The sequence below is a fragment of the Curvibacter sp. EU05-FHT14A10 genome (genome assembly GCF_058791075.1).
Window position 1 is genome coordinate 14889 of sequence record NZ_JBYTDE010000028.1, and the last position, 16791, is coordinate 31679.

Here is a 16791-nt window from a genome sequence, read left to right on the forward strand (position 1 = left end):
CTCAAGCGAGATCATCGTTTCTTCAGCCTGCTGCAGGGCTGCCTTTTGCCCATGTCTGTTGCTTCCGTTTCCACCCTTCAGGTCGCTCGCGATCGCCCTTCCACCGCCGCGCTCTTGCTGGCGCTGGCCGCCGTGACCAGCGTGGAGTTTCTGGAGAACGGCCTGGTCCTGTTCGGCGCCGGGCCCATCATGGCGGGCGCCGGGGTGTCGGCCTCGGCCTTTGCCCTGGTCTATGCCGCCTATGGCGCCGCGGCCGTTTTCATGCTCTACAAGCACCAATGGGTGGTCGAGCGCCTGGGCTACCGTCGTTTTGTCGGCCTGTCGCTGCTGGTGTTCGGACTGGGCTCGGGGGTCTGCGCCAGCAGCCCGGCCGATGGCAGCGTGCTGTCACTGGCCCTGGGTCGATTGCTGCAGGGCCTGGGGGGCTCCACCTTCTTCGTGGCCGGGCGCATGCTGATCAATGAGCTGCCGCCGGAGCGGCGCTTTCACGGCCTGCTGACCTTTGTCTGTGCGCTGCTGGGGGGCACCGCGCTGGCGCCGTTGGTGGCCGCCGGTCTGCTGGGCCTGGGGGGCTGGCGGGCGCTGTTCGGGTTCGGCCTGGTCTGGGCTGCGCTGGTGGGCTGGGCTGCCAGGGCCTGCCTGCCGGACCAGCGCAGCGCGCCCCACGAACGCTCGCAAGAGCATTGGGCCTGGCTGCTGGTCGTGTTGGCCGGTGTGTGCGGCCTGCAATGGGTGATCCAGCAGATCCCGCTCCAGCGCGCCGACGAGCTGCCCGTGCAGGGCTTGGCCGTGGCCCTGCTCTCGACCTTGGTGCTCAGCCTGTTTGCCTGGCGCCAGTGGGGGCGCGAGCGCCCCCTGATCAACTACCGCGGGCTGGTGCAGCGGCGCTACCTGGTGGGCCTGGTGTTCTATGTCCTGGGCTACTTTTTGGCCGGCGCCATGGGTTTGCTTCTGCCCTGGATGCTGCACCAGGAGCTGGGTCTGTCTTTGCTGGCCACGGCCTTGTGGACCTCTCTGGGCCTGTTGAGCAGCGTCGGCATGGCCTTGCTGCACATCTTTGCGGCGCAACGCTGGCCGCGCCACCAGGGCTACATGCTGTCGGGGGTGCTGCTGCAGGCGTTGGCCTGCCTGCTGCTGTCACAGGTTCAGGGGGGTGGGCCGGGCTCGGGTTGGAGTGCGCTGGCGCTGGGGCTGGGCACGGTGCTGAGCGGCCTGTCGCTTCCCCTGTTCATCGGCCCGGTGGCCCAGGGCACCTTTGTGGAGCTGCCCCAGGCGGTGTTCTCGCACGGCTACCAGGTCAAGAACATCGTGCGCCAGCTCAGCCTGTCTTTCAGTGTGGCACTGCTCACGGGTTTGTTGCACCAATTGGGCGAAGGCCGCCTGGCCAGCCTGGGGGGTGCTTTGCAGGGCCTGGGGGCCTGGCTGGGTACGCCGGTGGCCCAGCCGGCGGCCTGTGTCTTCTTGTTGCTGGCCGGTCTTTCCGTACCGCTGGCCCTGGCCGTGCTGCTGCAGCGCGTGTTCCGCTAGGTGGGAAGGGCAGGGCGCGCCGCCCGGGCGTTTACGACATTTTTGCGCCCGGCCTGCCAGCTTCATCGGCATTTTTACGCGCTCTTTTTTAAGCTCATCCCCGAGTGCCAAGCCCCCAAGGCACGTCGGAACCCACGCATGAGCCTGTTCGCTTTTCTCTTGTCACCCTTGCACACGGCCGGCCCGCGCATGGCTGCTGCCGGGCATCGCCCACCTGCTGCCCCGGCAACCCGTTCGCTTGAAAGAATGCGTGTCACCGTGGCCGCCTGCGAGGCGGCCCAGGCTCGCCAGGCCGTGGCGACCTGCCCGAACAGCCGCATCGAATGCTGCCTGCCCTGGCCCGCCGATGCCCGCGTGCAACTGCACATCAGCCACCCGGCAGGGCAGGCGGCCGCTTTGCGGCGCTGCCTGCAGCGCGCTGTGCCCAGTTGCGACTGGGGCTCGATAAACCCCCCGCTACACCCTCCGCTCAATCCACCTTCGCCCCGGCACCGCTGAGGGCTCAGCCCTCGGTGCCAGAGCGTGCTCAGTGCTTGCACTGCAGCCACAAGGCGTTTGCGCGGCCGCCTGCCGATGACCCATAGCCGTGCACAACCTCCATCGCCATCACCGGATGGCACCCCTTCCATGATCAAGACAAGCCACGTTCTGGCGCCCCTGGCGCTCACCCTGTTTTGCAGCGCCGCCCTGGCGCAGGCCAGCGGCGAACCCGCTGCTGCCGACGCCTCGGCACACACGCTCACCGGCAATCTGAGCCTGGTGTCGGACTACCGCTTTCGGGGCATTTCCCAAAGCTGGCGCCAGCCGGCCGTGCAAGGGGGCTTTGACTACACCCATGCCAGCGGCTGGTACCTGGGCAACTGGAACTCCAGCGTGTCGTCCAACAGCTACAACAACGGGGCCAGCCTGGAGGTCGACCTCTATGGCGGTTACCGCTTTGATCTGGCGCCGGAGTGGGGCGCCGACCTGGGTCTGCTGCACTACCTCTACCCGAGCGCACGCCTGAACAGCGCACCGGCCCAGCCGAGCGCCAACGCTTACGACAACACCGAGCTGTACGCCGGCCTCAGCCACGGCCCTTTCAGTGCCAAGCTCTCGTATGCGGTCAGCGATTATTTCGGCCTCAAGGGCGACACTGCCGCCTATGCCTACTGGAGCGCCTTGCCCAATCGGGGCGGCTCGCGCGGCAGCACCTACCTTGACCTCAACTACAACCTGGATCTGGGGGACCAGCTCACGCTGGGCCTGCACCTGGGGCACACCTCGGTGCGCCATTACGGCGAGCTTTCTTACACCGACTACAAAATCGGCCTCGCCAAAGATTGGCATGGCCTGAACTTCGGGGCCGCGCTGGTGGGCAGCAACGCCGACACGGCGTACTACCAGGCGGGCAATTCGGCCGGGGCCGACGCCAGAAAGCTGGGCCGCCCCAGTGTCGTGCTCTCGCTGGGCAAGACCTTCTGAGCGTCGCCGCCGCTTCGTCATCAAGCGCCGCGTTTCGGGTCTGAGGCGCGGCTGCCCAGGGGTTCCGGGCAGGCTGCCGCTGGCCGCCAGATTCACGCACACGCAACTGCCGGCGGCAGCGGCGTCCTGCCCCGGGGCCTTGGCGGCTCGCGCACCTCGATCCGTGCGGTTCAGCTCACCGGTTCCAGGCTGGGCTGTGGGTTCAAGGCCTGCCTGGCGGCCCGCACATCAGCCCATATATCGGCCCCCACATCGGCGGATTGGACTGGCGCGTCGACCCGGCCCAGCGCCTGGCTCAGGCGGGCCTGGGCCTCGGCCTGGCGTGCCGTGCCTTGCCACAGCCGGGCCAGCGCGGTGGCGCAGCGCAAGGCCAGCAGGTGGGCGCCCTGGGTCTGGGCCAGTTGCCAGCCCTGCTGGTACAAGCCGGCCACCTCGGCGGGGTCGGCGTGCGGCTGGCTCAGCAGTGCATCGCCTTGCAGGCGCAGAAAGTCGGCCACCAGGTGCAGGTCGTGGTTGGCCTGGGCGCGCGTCAGCGCATCGCGGGTCACGGCCAGGGCCTCATCGCTGCGCCCCAGGCGCAGCAGTGCGTCAGCCAGGATGTGCATGAACGTCAGCTCGATGATGCGAAACGCCTGCCGGGCACCGGCCACACCCTGGTGCAGGGTGTCCAGGCCGCGGTCATCGCCCTGGGTGGCCAGGGTCCAGCCCAACACCGTGGCGCCACCGGCTTGCCACAACAGCAACTGGTGGCGCTGCCCATGGGCCAGCAACTCGTGGCTCAGCGCTGTCGCACCCTCCAGGTCGCCCAGGTGGCGGTGCAGCACCGCAGCGCAACCCAGCGCATAGCCCAGGCTGTGGGCGTGATCCAGGCGGCGCGCGTGCTGCAGGTTCTCCTGCGCCAGGGTGCGGGCCGACTCCAGCCGCCCCTGCAGCCAGCAGACCCAGCTGAGCAAGGCCCGGGCAGCCACGCCGATGTCTTCGCCAAAGCGGCGCACCAGGGTGTTGCCTGACACCTGGCGGCTCAGCGCCACGGCGGCCTCCAGGTGGGCCTGGGCCTGCACCAGTTCGCCCAGCCACAGGGTGTTGTTGCCATAGGCATAGGCCACGGCCAGCTGGGTGGCGGCGTCGGGGCTGGGGCCGGCCTGGTCGCGCAGGCGGTCGGCAAACTCCAGTGGGTGTTCGTCGGCGCTGCTGCGTCCCACCATCCACAGCCCCCACATCAGGGGGAAGCGGTCCTGCTCGGGTGGGGCCAGCGCGCTCAAGGCCCAAGCCTGCATGAAGCAGGTCTTGGCGGTCTCGGAGCCATAGCCTTCGGTGGCCACCAGCAAGGTGCCCAGGGCCACCTGCAGCTCCAGTTCGGTGCGCACCCGGTAGGCCTCCGTGGGCGGCAGGGCCTGCAAGGCCACCAGCCCCGCCTGAAAGTCGTGCAGGGCCTCGGCGTGGGCCGAGCGGTCGGCAGCCTGCCGGCCGGCGGCCAGCCAGGCCTGGGCCGCGCCCGGGTCGGTGGCTTCGCTCAGGTGGTGGGCCAGGATTTCGGGGTGGGCCTGCAGGCGTTCCGCAAAGTGGGTGCGCAGCACCTGGGCCAGCCGGGCGTGGATGGCCCGGCGCTCGGCCTGGGCCAGCGACTGGTAGGCCGCATCGCGCACCAGCGCATGCTTGAAATGGTAGGCCCCGCTGCGCTGCCGGCGCAGCAGGCCCGAGCGCAGCAGGGCCTCCAGCCCGTCGGCCACCCGGTCGGCCGGCTCACCCAGGGCCAGCAGCAAGGCGTCGCTGAAGTCACGCCCGATGGCTGCCGCCAGCTGCGCGATGTGTTTGGCCGGCCCCAGGCTGTCCAGCCGGGCGGCCAGCACATCCCACAGCGAGTCGGGCACTTGCTCGCTCAGGCCCGCCAGCCAGGCGCGGGTCAGTTCTTCCACAAACAGAGGCACGCCATCGGCCCGGCTGACGATGGCGGCCTGCCAGGCCTCGTTCAGGGCTTGGGCCCCAGCCAGGGCCTGCACCAGTTCACGCGCGGCGTGGGTGGACAGCGGGCCCAGCGTCATTTCAGCCATGCCGCTGTGCGCCAGGGCCGGGGGCAGGGCCTGGCGTGACGTGGCCAGCAGCAGCACGGGGGCCCCCAGGGCTACCAGGCGGGCCAGGGTTTCCAGCGTGGCCGCGTCGGCCCAGTGCAGGTCGTCCACCCAGAGCAGCATCGGATTGCCCCGGCCCAGGGCCACGATCAGTTCGCACAGCAAGGCTTGCTCGTGGCGTTTGCGCTCGGCCGGGTGGGTGTCGTCCTGGGCGGCAGCTTCGGGGGGCAGAGGTCTGTTGTCCAGCAGCCCCAGCAAACGTTTGAGCTGGTCCGGCTGCTCCAGGCCCAAGGCGGCCAAGGCCTGGCCCAGGGTTTGCTGGTTCAACGAGGCGGCATCGCGGTCCAGCCCCAGCCATGCGGGCAGGCTCTCGAGCCATGCGAAGTAGGGCGTGTGGGCCGATTCGGCCTGGCAGCGCAGTGTGAGCACCTGGGCACCCTCCTGCTGCACCTGGCGGGCCAGTGTGGCCGCCAGGCGCGATTTGCCCAGCCCGGGTTCGGCACGCAGCAGCAGGGCGGCGGCCCGCCCGCCCTGGCCCACCTGCTGCCACAGCTGGTTCAGTTGCGCCAGTTCGCTCTGTCGGCCCAGCAGCCGGGGGGGCTGGGGCTCACTCGCCTGCGGGTGGGCGGGCAGGGGCCGCCGGCCCAGCAACAGGGCGTGCGAGGGGGCATCAGGGCCCTCCTGCATGCTCAGCTGGAAATGGTTGTGCAGCCGCCGTTGCAGTGTCGGCCCCAGCACCAGTCCCCGGGCAGGGGCTTGCCAGGCCAGGCGACGAGCCTCTCGGGCCAGGGTGCCTGCTTCGTCGGGCCGGTTGGCATCGCTGCTGCCATGGCTCCAGCCCACGTGCAGGCCAACCCGCCAGCTCAAGGCGCCCAAGGGCTGCCAAGCGGCGGCCAGGTCCAGCGCGGCTTCGGCGGCGTCCCGGGGCGCCTGCTCCCGCGCCACCGGGTGGCCAAAATAGGCCAGCAGCTCGGCGCGCTCGGCCAGGGCCACATGGGCACCGCGCGCCTGCAGGCTGGCCTGCGCGCTGCTCAGGGCCTGCTGCAGCAGGGTGCTGGCGTCGTCGCCGGGGTGGTGCAGGTCCAGTTCGGCCACCAGGGCCACCAGCCGGCGCCGCTCGACCCTGGCCGGCCGCTCCGTGCCGGCGGGGGCCTGGCTTTGGCACTGGCGCTGGATCTGCTCGGCCAGTTGCAGGGTCTGCGGGCTGGGGCGCACCCCCAGCTCTTGTTCCAGCTGGCGCTCGAAGGTGTCGAAGTGGGCCAGGGCTGCCTCGGGGCTGTGGCGGGCCAGCAGCCGCATGCAACTGCGTTGCAGCGATTCGCGCCAGGGCTCCAGCTCGATGGCACGCCGGGCATGTTGAAGGGCGCGCGCCGCTTCGTGGCGCTGTTCGTGGTGGGTGATCAGCTCCTCCAGCAAGGCCAGGGCCCGCCGATGCAATGCATCGCGGCGTGCCAACAGCCAGGCCTCGAACTCGGGCGCATCGGGCAGGCTCAGCCCGCTCAGCAGGGGGCCGCGGTACAGCGCCAGTTGCTGCTCCAGCCGCAGGGCCAGTTCCTCCGGGCTGATCACCACCGCAGTGGCGCTGCGCTCGAACGCCGGCACGTCGAAATGGATCAGCGCCTGGTCGCTCAGGCGCAGGGCGCGGTGGCCGCCACCAATCCAGTCAGCCCCGGCCGGGCCCAGGCAGCGGCGCAGATCGAACACGCAGCGGCGCAGATTGGCCCGGGCCTGTTCGGCTTCCAGGTCGGGCCACAGCAGAAGGGCCAGGGCCTCGCGCGGATGCTCAGCAGGCTCCAGGGCCAGGTAGGCCAGCAGGGCGCGCACCTTGTCGTACGGAAATGCCAGCACCGGGCCCTCGTCGAGGCGAACCTCGAAGGGACCGAAAAACCGCAACGACAGACCTGCCCCGGGAGCACTTGAAGAGAGAGATGTCACCATTCAACAAGCCGCTCGTCTGGCCGTGGCGGGGCTAAATGTTAAAAATTGATTCTAGATGGACGGTCGATTCCCTCTGGATGGGTTTGCATTTTTGTTACCAAATGACACCTGAAAGCCGGTGCGGCGGCCGGAGGCCTTAGCGGGCAAACGACTGTTTCAGAAACTCGATGAAGGCGCGCACCCGGGTGGCCGATTGGTGGCGCTGCGGGTAAACCGCATGGACGTCGGCATCGGGTGTGGCGTAGCCCGGCAGCACCTGCACCAGGCGACCACTTTGCAGATGGCGCTCGATGTCCCATTCGGCTCGCATCAGGATGCCGTGCCCCTCCAGGGCCCAGTTGACGGCAATTTCACCGTCGTTGGTGCTCAGGGTACCGCGGGTCTTGATCGATTCGGTGCGGTCTTGCCGACCCCGCAGCGGGGTCAGGCGCCACAGGCCATAGGCCTCTTCGCCCTGGCGGATGCCGATGCAGTTGTGCCCGATCAGGTCGTTGGGCACCTTGGGGGTACCGAACTTTTTCAGGTAGGCCGGGGCTGCGCAAAGCAGGCGCCGGTTGGGGGCGATGCGCTGGGCAATCACCCGCGCATCGGGCGGTGCGCCGAAGCGGATGCAGACGTCGTAGCTGTCGTCGGTCAGGGCTGGCGGGTTCACCGACAGCTGGAGCTGCACCTCCACCTTGGGGTAGGTGCGTGCGAAGCGCGAGATGATGGGGGCGATGTGGGTGCGCCCGAAGCCCAGGGTGGCATTCACCCGCAGCAGGCCGCTCGGGGTCGAGCGCGAGACACCCAGCAGCTCGGCCATGTCGTCGATCTGGCCCAGGATGCGGCGTGCATGGGCCAGGTACAGCTCGCCCTCGGGCGTCAGGCTCATGCGGCGCGTGGTCCGGTTGATCAACAGCACCCCCAGCCGGGCCTCGATCTGGGCCAGGTGCTTGCTCACTGCCGGGGTGGTCACCCCCAGTTCGCGGCCCGCGGCGCTCAGGCTGCCAGCACTGGCCAGCACCGAGAAAAACCCCAGGTCGGCAGGTTGAATGAGCTCGGACATGGCGTGATTGTTGAATTCAAGTAAACGATGGTTTCACTATAGCGGCGCGCCAACGGGCCCGGGCCTCCCTACAGTGACAGCACTCAATTTCTGTCGGAGACCCACAGCCATGAAGACCTATGCGATCGCAACCATCCCCGGCGACGGGATTGGCAAGGAAGTGGTGCCCGCAGGCCAGGCGGTGATGCAGGCCCTGGCGGCCACCGGCGCTGGCTTCGGTTTCGAATTCGAAAACTTCGACTGGGGCGGTGACCACTACCGCCGCCACGGCGTGATGATGCCCGCCGATGGCCTGGAGGCCCTGCGGGGCAAGGACGCCATCCTGTTCGGGTCGGCCGGCGATCCTGACATTCCCGACCACATCACCCTGTGGGGCCTGCGCCTGAAGATCTGCCAGGGCTTTGATCAGTACGCCAATGTGAGGCCCACGCGCATCCTGCCGGGCATCGATGCGCCGCTCAAGCGTTGCCGGCCCGAAGACCTGAACTGGGTCATCGTGCGTGAGAACTCCGAGGGCGAGTACTCCGGCGTGGGCGGGCGGGTGCACCAGGGCCACCCGATCGAAGCCGCCACCGACGTCACCATGATGACCCGGGTGGGCGTGGAGCGCATCATGCGCTTTGCCTTCCGACTGGCCCAGTCGCGGCCGCGCAAGCTGCTGACCGTGATCACCAAGAGCAATGCGCAACGCCACGCCATGGTGATGTGGGACGAGATCGCCGCCCAGGTGGCGCTCGAGTTCCCGGACGTGCGCTGGGACAAGGAGATCGTCGACGCCGCCACGGCGCGCATGGTGAACCGGCCGGCCACGCTGGACACCCTGGTGGCCACCAACCTGCATGCCGACATCCTCAGCGACCTGGCGGCGGCACTGGCCGGCAGCCTGGGCATCGCACCCACCGGCAACATCGACCCCGAGCGCCGCTACCCCTCGATGTTCGAGCCCATCCATGGCTCGGCTTTCGACATCATGGGCAAGGGTCTGGCCAACCCGGTGGGCACGTTCTGGTCGGTGGTGATGCTGCTGGAGCACCTGGGCGAGCACGATGCCGCGCGCCGCCTGATGGCCGCCATCGAAGCCGTCACCGCCAACCCGGCCTTGCACACCGGCGACCTGGGGGGCCGGGCCACCACCGGCCAGGTGACCGAGGCGGTGTGCGCCCACCTGGGGGCTACCTCGATCTGACCCGGTGGCCTGATCAGGGTGGCCGGGTTTCAGTCCAGGCTGATTTCAACCCAGCCGTCGCGCTCGCGGGCTTCGAAGCGGTGGGCACACAAGCCCTTGGCCCCAGCCATCTGCCCGCTGCGCACATCAAAGCGCAGGCCGTGGGCCTGGCAGCGCACCCAATGGCCTTCCAGTGTGCCGAAGGCCAGCGAGGCGCCCGCGTGCGGGCAGGCGTCTTCGAGCGCATGGAGGGTGCCGTCGACCCAAAACAAGGCCAACTCGTGCCCGGCCACCCGCACCAGGGCCCGACCCTGCTGGCGCAGGGTCTCCAGGGGCAAAACGCTGACCCACTCAGCCATGGCTGTGCAGCCCGGCCCATTGCATCAGCCCATAGAAAAGGACGGCCAGAAACAGGGTTTCCAGGAGCATCAGCAGCACTGGCTTCCAGCCCACCGAAAGAATGTCCTTCAGATGGGTTTTCATGCCGATGGCCGCCATGGCGGCCACCAGGCAGGCCCGCGAGGCTTCATTGCCGGCCTGGGTCAGGGGCCTGGGTAGCCAGCCTGTGCTGTTGACAATGACCAAGGCCACAAATGCCACTGCAAACCAGGGCAGCAAGGGGGGGCGTGTGCCCCCTTGGGCCATCCCCTGGGCCCCATCCGGGGCGGCCCCCGGGGCATCCCCTGGCGTCTGGCCTTGGCGCTGGGTGCGTTCGTGCTGCAGGGTCATCCAGGCCGCAAACGCGATCACCGGCACCAGCATGGCCACGCGCATCAGCTTGATCACCGTGGCGGCATCTCCCACCTCGGTGCCCATGCTGTAGCCGGCACCCACCACCTGCGCCACATCGTGGATCGTGCCGCCCAAAAAGAAGCCGGCGTTCAGTGGGTCCAGCTGCAACCAGCGCACCACCAGGGGGTACAGCACCATCGCCAACGTCGACAAGGTGCTCACGCCGATCACCGTGAACAGCGTGGCGCGCTCTTTTTGCGGGTGCTGCGGAAACGCCGCAGCCAGGGCCAAGGCCGCCGAGGCGCCACAGATGGCCACAGCCCCCCCGCTGAGCAGGCCGAAGAATTTCTGAAACCCCATGAGCTGCGCGCTCACGATGCCAAAGCCGATGGTGGCCACCACAGCCACTACCACCATGGCCACCGGTTGCCAGCCCATCGACTGGACCTGGGCGGCCGTGATCTTCAACCCCAGCAAGGCCACGCCCCAACGCAGCACCTGGCGCGCTGCGAACTCGATGCCTGGGCGGCAGCGCCCCTCTTGCGACAGAAAATTGACCGCCATGCCCAGCAGCAAGGCAAACAGCATCACCGGCGCGCCATAGTGATCCGCCAGAAACAGGGCTGCGACGGCCACGATGGCGCTGATCAGCAGCCCCGGGCCCAGCAAGGCCAGGCGTTCACGCCACGCGCTCATGCCGCCACCTCGGTGGCCGTGGCCGGCTGCAGCAGCTTGTCCTGGAACTGTGCCCGCAAGGGGTGCTTGAGCATTTTGCCCGTGGCGCCCAGGGGGATGTGGTCCACGAACACCACGTCGTCAGGGGTCCACCATTTGGCAATGCGCCCCTCGTAGAAGGCCAGCAGGCTGGCGCGATCCAGTGAGGCGCCGGGTTTGAGGCTGACGATCAGCAGCGGGCGCTCATCCCATTTCGGGTGGCGTGCCGCGATGCAGGCCGCCATGGCCACCGCCGGGTGGGCCATGGCAATGTTCTCCAGCTCGATCGAGCTGATCCACTCGCCCCCAGATTTGATGACATCCTTGCTGCGATCCGTGATGTTCATGAAGCCCTGCGGGTCCACCGTGGCCACGTCCCCGGTTGGAAACCAGCCGTGGCTGCCGTCGCCCACCAGCGGGCTCGGGCCTGGCGAACCCAGGTAGTCTGCAGCCACCCAATGGCCGCGCACCAGCAGCTCACCCGCCTGGCAGCCATCCCAGGGCAGTTCCTGCCCCTCGGCGTCCACGATTTTCAGGTCGATGCCAAAAACAGACCGCCCTTGCTTGGCCTGCACGGCCCGGCGCCGCTCCTTGGGCCAGGCCAGTTGCTCGCCTTTCAAAACGCCGATGGTGCCGATCGGGCTCAACTCGGTCATGCCCCAGGCATGGATCACCTGCACCGCATGTTGTTCCTCGAACGCCTCCAGCATGGCCGGTGGACAGGCCGCACCGCCGATCACCGTGCGCTGCAGGGTTGAGAACCGATGGCCGCCGGCCTGCATGTGGGTCAGCAGGCCTTGCCACACCGTGGGCACGCCGGCGGCAAAGGTCACGCCTTCGGCCTCGAACAGGGCGTGCAGCGATGCGCCGTCCAGTGCCGGGCCCGGAAACACCAGCTTGGCGCCCACCATGCAGGCCGAGTAGGGCAGGCCCCAGGCATTCACATGGAACATGGGTACCACGGGCAAGATCACGTCGCGGGCCGACAGGTTCATGGCGTCAGGCAAGCCCGAGGCCAGGGTGTGAAGCACAGTGGAACGGTGGCTGTACAGCACCCCCTTGGGGTGGCCGGTGGTGCCGCTCGTATAGCACAGCGACGAGGCACTCAGCTCGTCGAGCTCTGGCCACTCGAAGTCCGGGCTGGCCGCCTCGATCAGGTCCTCGTAACACAGCAGGCCTTTGAGTGGCGTGGTCTGCGGCATGTGCGATCGATCGCACATCAGCACGAAGTGACGCACCGTGCCCAGCCGAGCCGCCACTGACTCCACCAGCGGCAAAAAGCTCAGATCGAAGCACAGCACCTGATCCTGGGCATGGTTGGCGATCCAGGTCAGTTGGTCAGGGTGCAGGCGCGGGTTCAGGGTGTGCAGCACCGCGCCACTGCCCGACACGGCGTAGTACAGCTCCAGGTGGCGGTAGCCGTTCCAGGCCAGGGTGCCCACGCGTTGACCGGCCTCGACCCCCAGGTGGGCGATTGCCTGCGCCATGCGGCGCGACCGCTCGGCCAACGCCCGATAGGTGTAGCGGTGCACATCGCCTTCGACGCGGCGGGACACCAGCCACTGGTCGCCGTGGTGCCGTTCCGCGTGACGCAGCAAGGCAGAGATCAGCAGCGGTTGCTGCATCATGAGTCCGTTCATGGTGGGGGTCCTACGAGGTTTCAAAGAAGTGGGGCAGGCGTGCGCCTGCCCAGGGTGCCGGGCGGCGGTGCAGGGGGTTGGGGTGTCGCGCGCGGGGCCGCGCGGCTCAGGGTCTGAGGCCTCGGATCGAGGCGGCGGGGGGCGGGGCGAGCGGCTATGGGTCCATGGCGATGGGCTGTCCGCTAGGGGCGGTCAGCCATCGGCACAGGTGGGCGTCTCCGCCGGGCTCAGGGATTGAGCTGGATGTTGAAGGTTCGCACGATGGCGCCATTGCGCTCGTAGTCAGCCTTCATCAACTGGGCCAACTGGGCGGGTGTTTGCGGCGCTTCGGTCTCAAAGCCTGCAGCGGTCATGCGTTCACGCACCTTGGGGGCCTGGGCGGCCCGGGCGATCACGGTGTGGATCTTCTCCAGCAGCTCGTTGGGCAGGCCTGCAGGCGCGATCACGGCCAGCCAGTTGCTGAACACCAGGTCCGGGTAGCCTTGTTCAGCCAGTGTGGGGACCTCAGGCAGCAGGGGCGAGCGCAGCTTCGAGGCCACGCCAAAGGCGCGCAGCTTGCCTGCCTGAACCATGGCGCGTGAGGTCACGATGCCATCGAACATGATCGGAATCTGCCCGCCCATGACCTGGGTGAGTGCGGGCGGTGAGCCGGCAAACGGGATGTGCTGCAGGTCCAGACCTGCCTTTTGATTCAGGATCATGCCGGCGTATTGCGAGCTGGTGCCCGCGCTGTACGAGGCAAAGCTGAATTTGCCCGGGTTGGCCTTGAGGTAGGCCACCAGTTCTTTCATGTCTTTGGCCGGCAGGGCCGGGTTGCCGACCAGCACCATGCCGGCGCGGGCCACCACGGCCACCGGCTTGATGTCGCGCAGGGGGTCGAAGCCCGTTTTCATGACGTGCGGAATCTCGGTCAGCACATTGCTGGCGGTCAGCATCAAGGTCTGCCCGTCAGGGGGCGCGCTCTTCAACGCCTGCGCGGCAATGGCGCCACCAGCGCCAGGGCGGTTGTCCACGATCACGGGCTTGCCCAGCTCCGTGCCGAGCTGGTCCGCCATCAGGCGGGCAATGACGTCCATGGTGCCGCCGGCGGGTGCCGGCACCAGCAGGGTCACGGGGCGGTCTGTCCAGGCCATGGCCGAGGGCAGGGCCAGCGCCAGCGCGGCGGCACAGGCGGCTCGGCGCGTCAGGGCGCTGAGGGTGTGAAGGTTCATCTTTGTCTCCTGATGGTTGGGGGCCGGTCGGGTTCAAGGGACCGTGCATGGCCTGTTTCAGCCATGCCGTCATCGTAGGCAGGGCGGTCGGCCGATGCTTGATAATTTGGGACATCAAGTTTCGAATTTGGGACATTTCATGGCGCTCACCCTCCGCACCGTGCGCAGTGCCAGCCTCAGCGGCTACCCAGACCTGGCGCAGTCCCTGGGCTTGAACGCGCCTGCCATGTTGCGCCATGCGGGCTTGCCACCGCGATCGCTGGACGACCCCGAAACCCTGGTGTCCGCAGACGCCGTGGCCCAGTTGCTGGAAGACAGCGCGCATGCCAGCGGCATCGAGGATTTCGGGCTGCGCCTGGCCGCGGGGCGCACCTTGTCCAACCTCGGGCCGATTGGCTTGGTGATGCGCTCCGAGCCGACCGCGCTGGCGGCCTTGAACACCTTGTTCCGCTACCTGCGCCTGCTCAATGCCTCGCTGCTGACCCGCCTGGACAGGCTGGCCGACACCGTCACCATCCGCGAGGCCTTGCTGGTCCCGCGCTCGGCGTCCATCCGCCAATCCACCGAGCTGGCGCTGGGGGTGATGTTCCGCATCCTGAAAGAGTTGCTGGGCCCCGAATGGCAGCCCTTGCGGGTGGCGTTCATGCACCGGCCCCCCCGGGACGAGGCGCGCCACAGGGCATTTTTTGGGCCCACGCTGGCCTTCAACCAGGACTTCACCGGCATTGTCTGTTCGGCCGCACAGCTCGACGTCGCGCTCAATCACAGCGATCCGCACATGGCACGCTTTGCCCTGAAGCTGCTCGACCAGGCCCTGAGCCGGCAACCCCAGCAGGCCCATGAAACCGTGCGCCAATTGATCGTGGCCTTGTTGCCTGGCGGACGTTGCACGGCCCAGCAGGTGGCGGCCCATCTGGGCGTGGATCGGCGCACCCTGCATCGCCACCTGAGCCTGGAGGGCGTGACCTTCTCTCGACTGCTCGATCAGGTTCGGCAAGAGCTGGTGCAGCGTCAGCTTGAGGCCAGTGACCTCCCGCTGAATGAGGTGGCGGGCCTGCTCGGGTTCTCAGCACCCAGCGCCTTCGCATACTGGTTTCGCCTGCGTTTCGGGTGCAGCGCTTCTGCGTGGCGTCGCGGGCAGGATCTGCTGCGCCTGGATGCGCCGCCATGAGGACGGTGATTGCCCGAAATGGGTGGCAAACCAGCGGGTGAAGGCGCTGGGGGTGCTGTAGCCCAGCAAATCGGCAATCCGCGTCATGTTGTACTGGGCATTGGCCAGGTAGCGTTGCACCAGCTCGCGGCGCACTTCATTGAGCAGGTCGGTGAAGCTGGCCTGGTCCTCATCCAGCTGGCGCTGCATGGTGCGCACACTCAGACCCAGGCCCTGGGCCACGCACTCGCTGTTGGCCCGGCCCATGGGCAGCATCAGGTAGATGGCCTGGCGCACCGCCTCGGTCGTGCTGTGCTGGCTGTTTCTCGGCAGTGACTCCAGAAACCGCTGGGCATAGCTGGCCATCACCGGGTCTGCCGAGGGGTTGGGGGCATCCAGGTCGGCCGACGAGAACACGAAGCCATTGAACTCGCTGCCGAACTCGATCCGGCAATCGAAGACCCTGCGGTGAACCGACAGGTCGGCTGGCGCCGCGTGGGTGAAGTTGACGCTGTGGGGGTGCCAGGCGCCGCCCAGGAAAGCCGCGCACATTCGAAACAACACCCCGATGGCCAGCTCGGTGGCCTGCGGCGACAGCATGCCCACCACCACCTCTTCGCGCACGATCACCATCTTGCCCACGTTCTCGAGTTGCATGGCCAGGGACTCGTTGAGCAGGTGGCGGTATTGCAGCAGCGTGGCCAGCGCATCGCGCAAGGTGGCCTGGTGGCTGATCAACAGGCTGACCACGCCAAAGTCGGCCAGTTGCCGGGCCTGTGCCATGCGCAAGCCAAAGGTCGGGCATTGCGAGGCCCGGGCAGCGGCCTCCAGCAGGTTCACGGCGGCCCGCGACGGAATGCGTTGTTCCGGGTCTTCGATCAAGGCCCGTGTCAATCCCGCCTGGCGCAGCACGTCCTGGGGGTTCAGGTTCACGGCCTGAGCCACTTCCAGAAACTTGGTCAGGACAGCGGAGCGAATCAGGTGGGCCATCGGTTCAGGGCGCTTTGTGGGGCTGGGTTTGGCATGAAATGCAAAGTTTGAGACATGTTTTGCAAAGCCGCCAGTCGGGTCAATCCCTAGAGTTGCCTCATTCATTGACGCCTTTGCAGGAGACAAGACCATGGCGCTCGCCGTTCGCATGCATGAAACCGGAGGACCCGAGGTGCTCCGCCTCGAAGAAGTGGCCGTGGGGGATCCCGGCCCAGGCCAGGTCAGGCTGCGGCACGTTGCCGTGGGCCTCAACTACGCCGACACCTACTTTCGCAACGGCACCTACCCGGTGCCCCTGCCCAGCGGCATCGGGGTTGAAGCGGCGGGTGTGGTCGAGGCCGTGGGTGAGGGGGTCGACCACCTGGCGCTGGGGGACCGTGTCACCTACACCGGCTTTCTCAATACCCTGGGGGCTTACTGCACCGAGCGGGTCATTCCGGCGGCACCGCTGATCAGGCTGCCGGCCGAGATCTCCTGTGAAACCGCCGCCGCCATGACCATGCGCGGCCTGACCTCGGCCTACCTGATGCGTCGGATCCACAACTTCCAGGCCGGCCAGACGCTGCTGCTGCATGCCGCTGCGGGCGGCGTTGGCCTGCTGGTCGCTCAATGGGCCCGGTTGTTGGGCGTGAACGTGATCGGCACCGTGTCCAGCGAGGCCAAGGCCGAAGTGGCCAAGGCCCACGGCTGCGTGGCCACCATCAATTACAGCCATGAAGACGTGGCCACCCGGGTGCGCGAGATCACCGGTGGCGTGGGGGTGGACGTGGTTTTCGACAGCGTGGGGCGCAGCACCTTCATGGCCTCGCTCGACTCGCTCAAGCGCCGCGGCCTGATGGTGTGTGTCGGCACGGCCAGCGGCACCATCCCGCCCTTTGATCCGCAACTGCTGGCCATGAAGGGGTCTCTGTACCTCACGCGACCGGCCCTGGCGGATTACATCGCCGACCCCGCTGAAAAGGCCGCGCTGGCCAGCGAGGTGTTCGGGCACGTGGCGGCAGGCCGCATCCGCGTCGACATCGAGCACCGCTATGCCCTGCAAGACGCCGTGCAGGCGCACCGGGCACTCGAATCACGCCAGACCACCGGGTCGTCGATCTTCGTGATCTGAGCGACCACCACCAAAAGACCGACAGGAGACATGAC

13 protein-coding genes are annotated in these 16791 nt (G+C 67.9%); 6 read left to right on the top strand and 7 right to left on the bottom strand.

Annotated elements, in window-relative coordinates:
* Nucleotides 1-51 precede the first annotated feature (51 nt).
* The 3 genes from AC3WUT_RS28585 (at nt 52) to AC3WUT_RS28595 (ending at nt 2991) form a co-directional block, all read left to right on the top strand.
* Nucleotides 52-1527: an MFS transporter gene (locus AC3WUT_RS28585; RefSeq protein WP_492350456.1), complete on the top strand. Its 1476-nt coding sequence runs from the start codon at nt 52-54 to the stop codon at nt 1525-1527.
* A 138-nt stretch (nt 1528-1665) separates the two neighbouring features.
* Entirely contained in the window at nt 1666-2025 is a 360-nt protein-coding gene (locus AC3WUT_RS28590) for a hypothetical protein (protein ID WP_492350457.1), read from the top strand.
* Between the two features lie 129 nt (nt 2026-2154).
* Nucleotides 2155-2991, top strand: a complete 837-nt coding sequence (locus tag AC3WUT_RS28595; protein ID WP_492350458.1) for a TorF family putative porin — start codon at nt 2155-2157, stop codon at nt 2989-2991.
* A gap of 170 nt (nt 2992-3161) precedes the next feature.
* On the opposite strand, the gene AC3WUT_RS28600 is transcribed toward AC3WUT_RS28595, so the two are convergent.
* Complete coding sequence (locus AC3WUT_RS28600; RefSeq protein WP_492350459.1) at nt 3162-6998, bottom strand: ATP-binding protein; 3837 nt, start codon at nt 6996-6998, stop codon at nt 3162-3164.
* A gap of 136 nt (nt 6999-7134) precedes the next feature.
* On the bottom strand, nt 7135-8043 hold the full coding sequence (locus AC3WUT_RS28605; protein ID WP_492350460.1) for a LysR family transcriptional regulator: 909 nt from the start codon (nt 8041-8043) through the stop codon (nt 7135-7137).
* 109 nt (nt 8044-8152) lie between these two features.
* Between AC3WUT_RS28605 and AC3WUT_RS28610 the strand changes: the two genes are divergently transcribed.
* Nucleotides 8153-9229 carry a tartrate dehydrogenase gene (locus AC3WUT_RS28610; protein WP_492350461.1) on the top strand — a complete coding sequence of 359 codons (1077 nt, stop codon included), beginning with the start codon at nt 8153-8155 and terminating at the stop codon, nt 9227-9229.
* A gap of 29 nt (nt 9230-9258) precedes the next feature.
* On the opposite strand, the gene AC3WUT_RS28615 is transcribed toward AC3WUT_RS28610, so the two are convergent.
* The 4 genes from AC3WUT_RS28615 to AC3WUT_RS28630 form a co-directional block, all read right to left on the bottom strand.
* The gene (locus AC3WUT_RS28615) at nt 9259-9567 is read right to left on the bottom strand and encodes a Rieske (2Fe-2S) protein (protein ID WP_492350462.1); all 309 of its coding nucleotides are present in this window, start codon (nt 9565-9567) and stop codon (nt 9259-9261) included.
* Entirely contained in the window at nt 9560-10636 is a 1077-nt protein-coding gene (locus AC3WUT_RS28620) for a YeiH family protein (RefSeq protein ID WP_492350463.1), read from the bottom strand. Before AC3WUT_RS28620 ends, AC3WUT_RS28615 begins: the two co-directional genes overlap by 8 nt.
* On the bottom strand, nt 10633-12294 hold the full coding sequence (locus AC3WUT_RS28625) for a 3-(methylthio)propionyl-CoA ligase (protein WP_492350464.1): 1662 nt from the start codon (nt 12292-12294) through the stop codon (nt 10633-10635). The genes AC3WUT_RS28620 and AC3WUT_RS28625 overlap by 4 nt, the downstream gene beginning before the upstream one ends.
* Nucleotides 12295-12521: 227 nt before the next feature.
* Nucleotides 12522-13505 carry a tripartite tricarboxylate transporter substrate binding protein gene (locus AC3WUT_RS28630; RefSeq protein ID WP_492350465.1) on the bottom strand — a complete coding sequence of 328 codons (984 nt, stop codon included), beginning with the start codon at nt 13503-13505 and terminating at the stop codon, nt 12522-12524.
* A gap of 139 nt (nt 13506-13644) precedes the next feature.
* Here AC3WUT_RS28630 and AC3WUT_RS28635 point away from each other — a divergent pair, with 139 nt between their 5' ends.
* Nucleotides 13645-14676 carry an AraC family transcriptional regulator gene (locus AC3WUT_RS28635; RefSeq protein ID WP_492350466.1) on the top strand — a complete coding sequence of 344 codons (1032 nt, stop codon included), beginning with the start codon at nt 13645-13647 and terminating at the stop codon, nt 14674-14676.
* Here the strand turns inward: AC3WUT_RS28635 and AC3WUT_RS28640 are convergent.
* Nucleotides 14572-15645 (bottom strand): AraC family transcriptional regulator, encoded by a 1074-nt coding sequence (locus AC3WUT_RS28640; RefSeq protein ID WP_492350467.1) that lies wholly within the window; start codon nt 15643-15645, stop codon nt 14572-14574. The genes AC3WUT_RS28635 and AC3WUT_RS28640 overlap by 105 nt on opposite strands.
* A gap of 130 nt (nt 15646-15775) precedes the next feature.
* Between AC3WUT_RS28640 and AC3WUT_RS28645 the strand changes: the two genes are divergently transcribed.
* Nucleotides 15776-16756, top strand: coding sequence for a quinone oxidoreductase family protein (locus AC3WUT_RS28645; protein ID WP_492350468.1), 981 nt, complete (start codon nt 15776-15778; stop codon nt 16754-16756).
* The last annotated feature ends 35 nt before the right edge of the window (nt 16757-16791 follow it).

What these genes read in the sequence shown, in the direction of transcription:
- AC3WUT_RS28625 (WP_492350464.1), bottom strand. Translation starts at nt 12,294, where the DNA reads ATGAACGGACTCATGATGCAGCAACCGCTGCTGATCTCTGCCTTGCTG.
- AC3WUT_RS28635 (WP_492350466.1), top strand. Translation starts at nt 13,645, where the DNA reads ATGGCGCTCACCCTCCGCACCGTGCGCAGTGCCAGCCTCAGCGGCTAC.
- AC3WUT_RS28605 (WP_492350460.1), bottom strand. Translation starts at nt 8,043, where the DNA reads ATGTCCGAGCTCATTCAACCTGCCGACCTGGGGTTTTTCTCGGTGCTG.
- AC3WUT_RS28615 (WP_492350462.1), bottom strand. Translation starts at nt 9,567, where the DNA reads ATGGCTGAGTGGGTCAGCGTTTTGCCCCTGGAGACCCTGCGCCAGCAG.
- AC3WUT_RS28610 (WP_492350461.1), top strand. Translation starts at nt 8,153, where the DNA reads ATGAAGACCTATGCGATCGCAACCATCCCCGGCGACGGGATTGGCAAG.
- AC3WUT_RS28595 (WP_492350458.1), top strand. Translation starts at nt 2,155, where the DNA reads ATGATCAAGACAAGCCACGTTCTGGCGCCCCTGGCGCTCACCCTGTTT.
- AC3WUT_RS28585 (WP_492350456.1), top strand. Translation starts at nt 52, where the DNA reads ATGTCTGTTGCTTCCGTTTCCACCCTTCAGGTCGCTCGCGATCGCCCT.
- AC3WUT_RS28630 (WP_492350465.1), bottom strand. Translation starts at nt 13,505, where the DNA reads ATGAACCTTCACACCCTCAGCGCCCTGACGCGCCGAGCCGCCTGTGCC.
- AC3WUT_RS28640 (WP_492350467.1), bottom strand. Translation starts at nt 15,645, where the DNA reads ATGGCCCACCTGATTCGCTCCGCTGTCCTGACCAAGTTTCTGGAAGTG.
- AC3WUT_RS28645 (WP_492350468.1), top strand. Translation starts at nt 15,776, where the DNA reads ATGGCGCTCGCCGTTCGCATGCATGAAACCGGAGGACCCGAGGTGCTC.
- AC3WUT_RS28590 (WP_492350457.1), top strand. Translation starts at nt 1,666, where the DNA reads ATGAGCCTGTTCGCTTTTCTCTTGTCACCCTTGCACACGGCCGGCCCG.
- AC3WUT_RS28620 (WP_492350463.1), bottom strand. Translation starts at nt 10,636, where the DNA reads ATGAGCGCGTGGCGTGAACGCCTGGCCTTGCTGGGCCCGGGGCTGCTG.
- AC3WUT_RS28600 (WP_492350459.1), bottom strand. Translation starts at nt 6,998, where the DNA reads ATGGTGACATCTCTCTCTTCAAGTGCTCCCGGGGCAGGTCTGTCGTTG.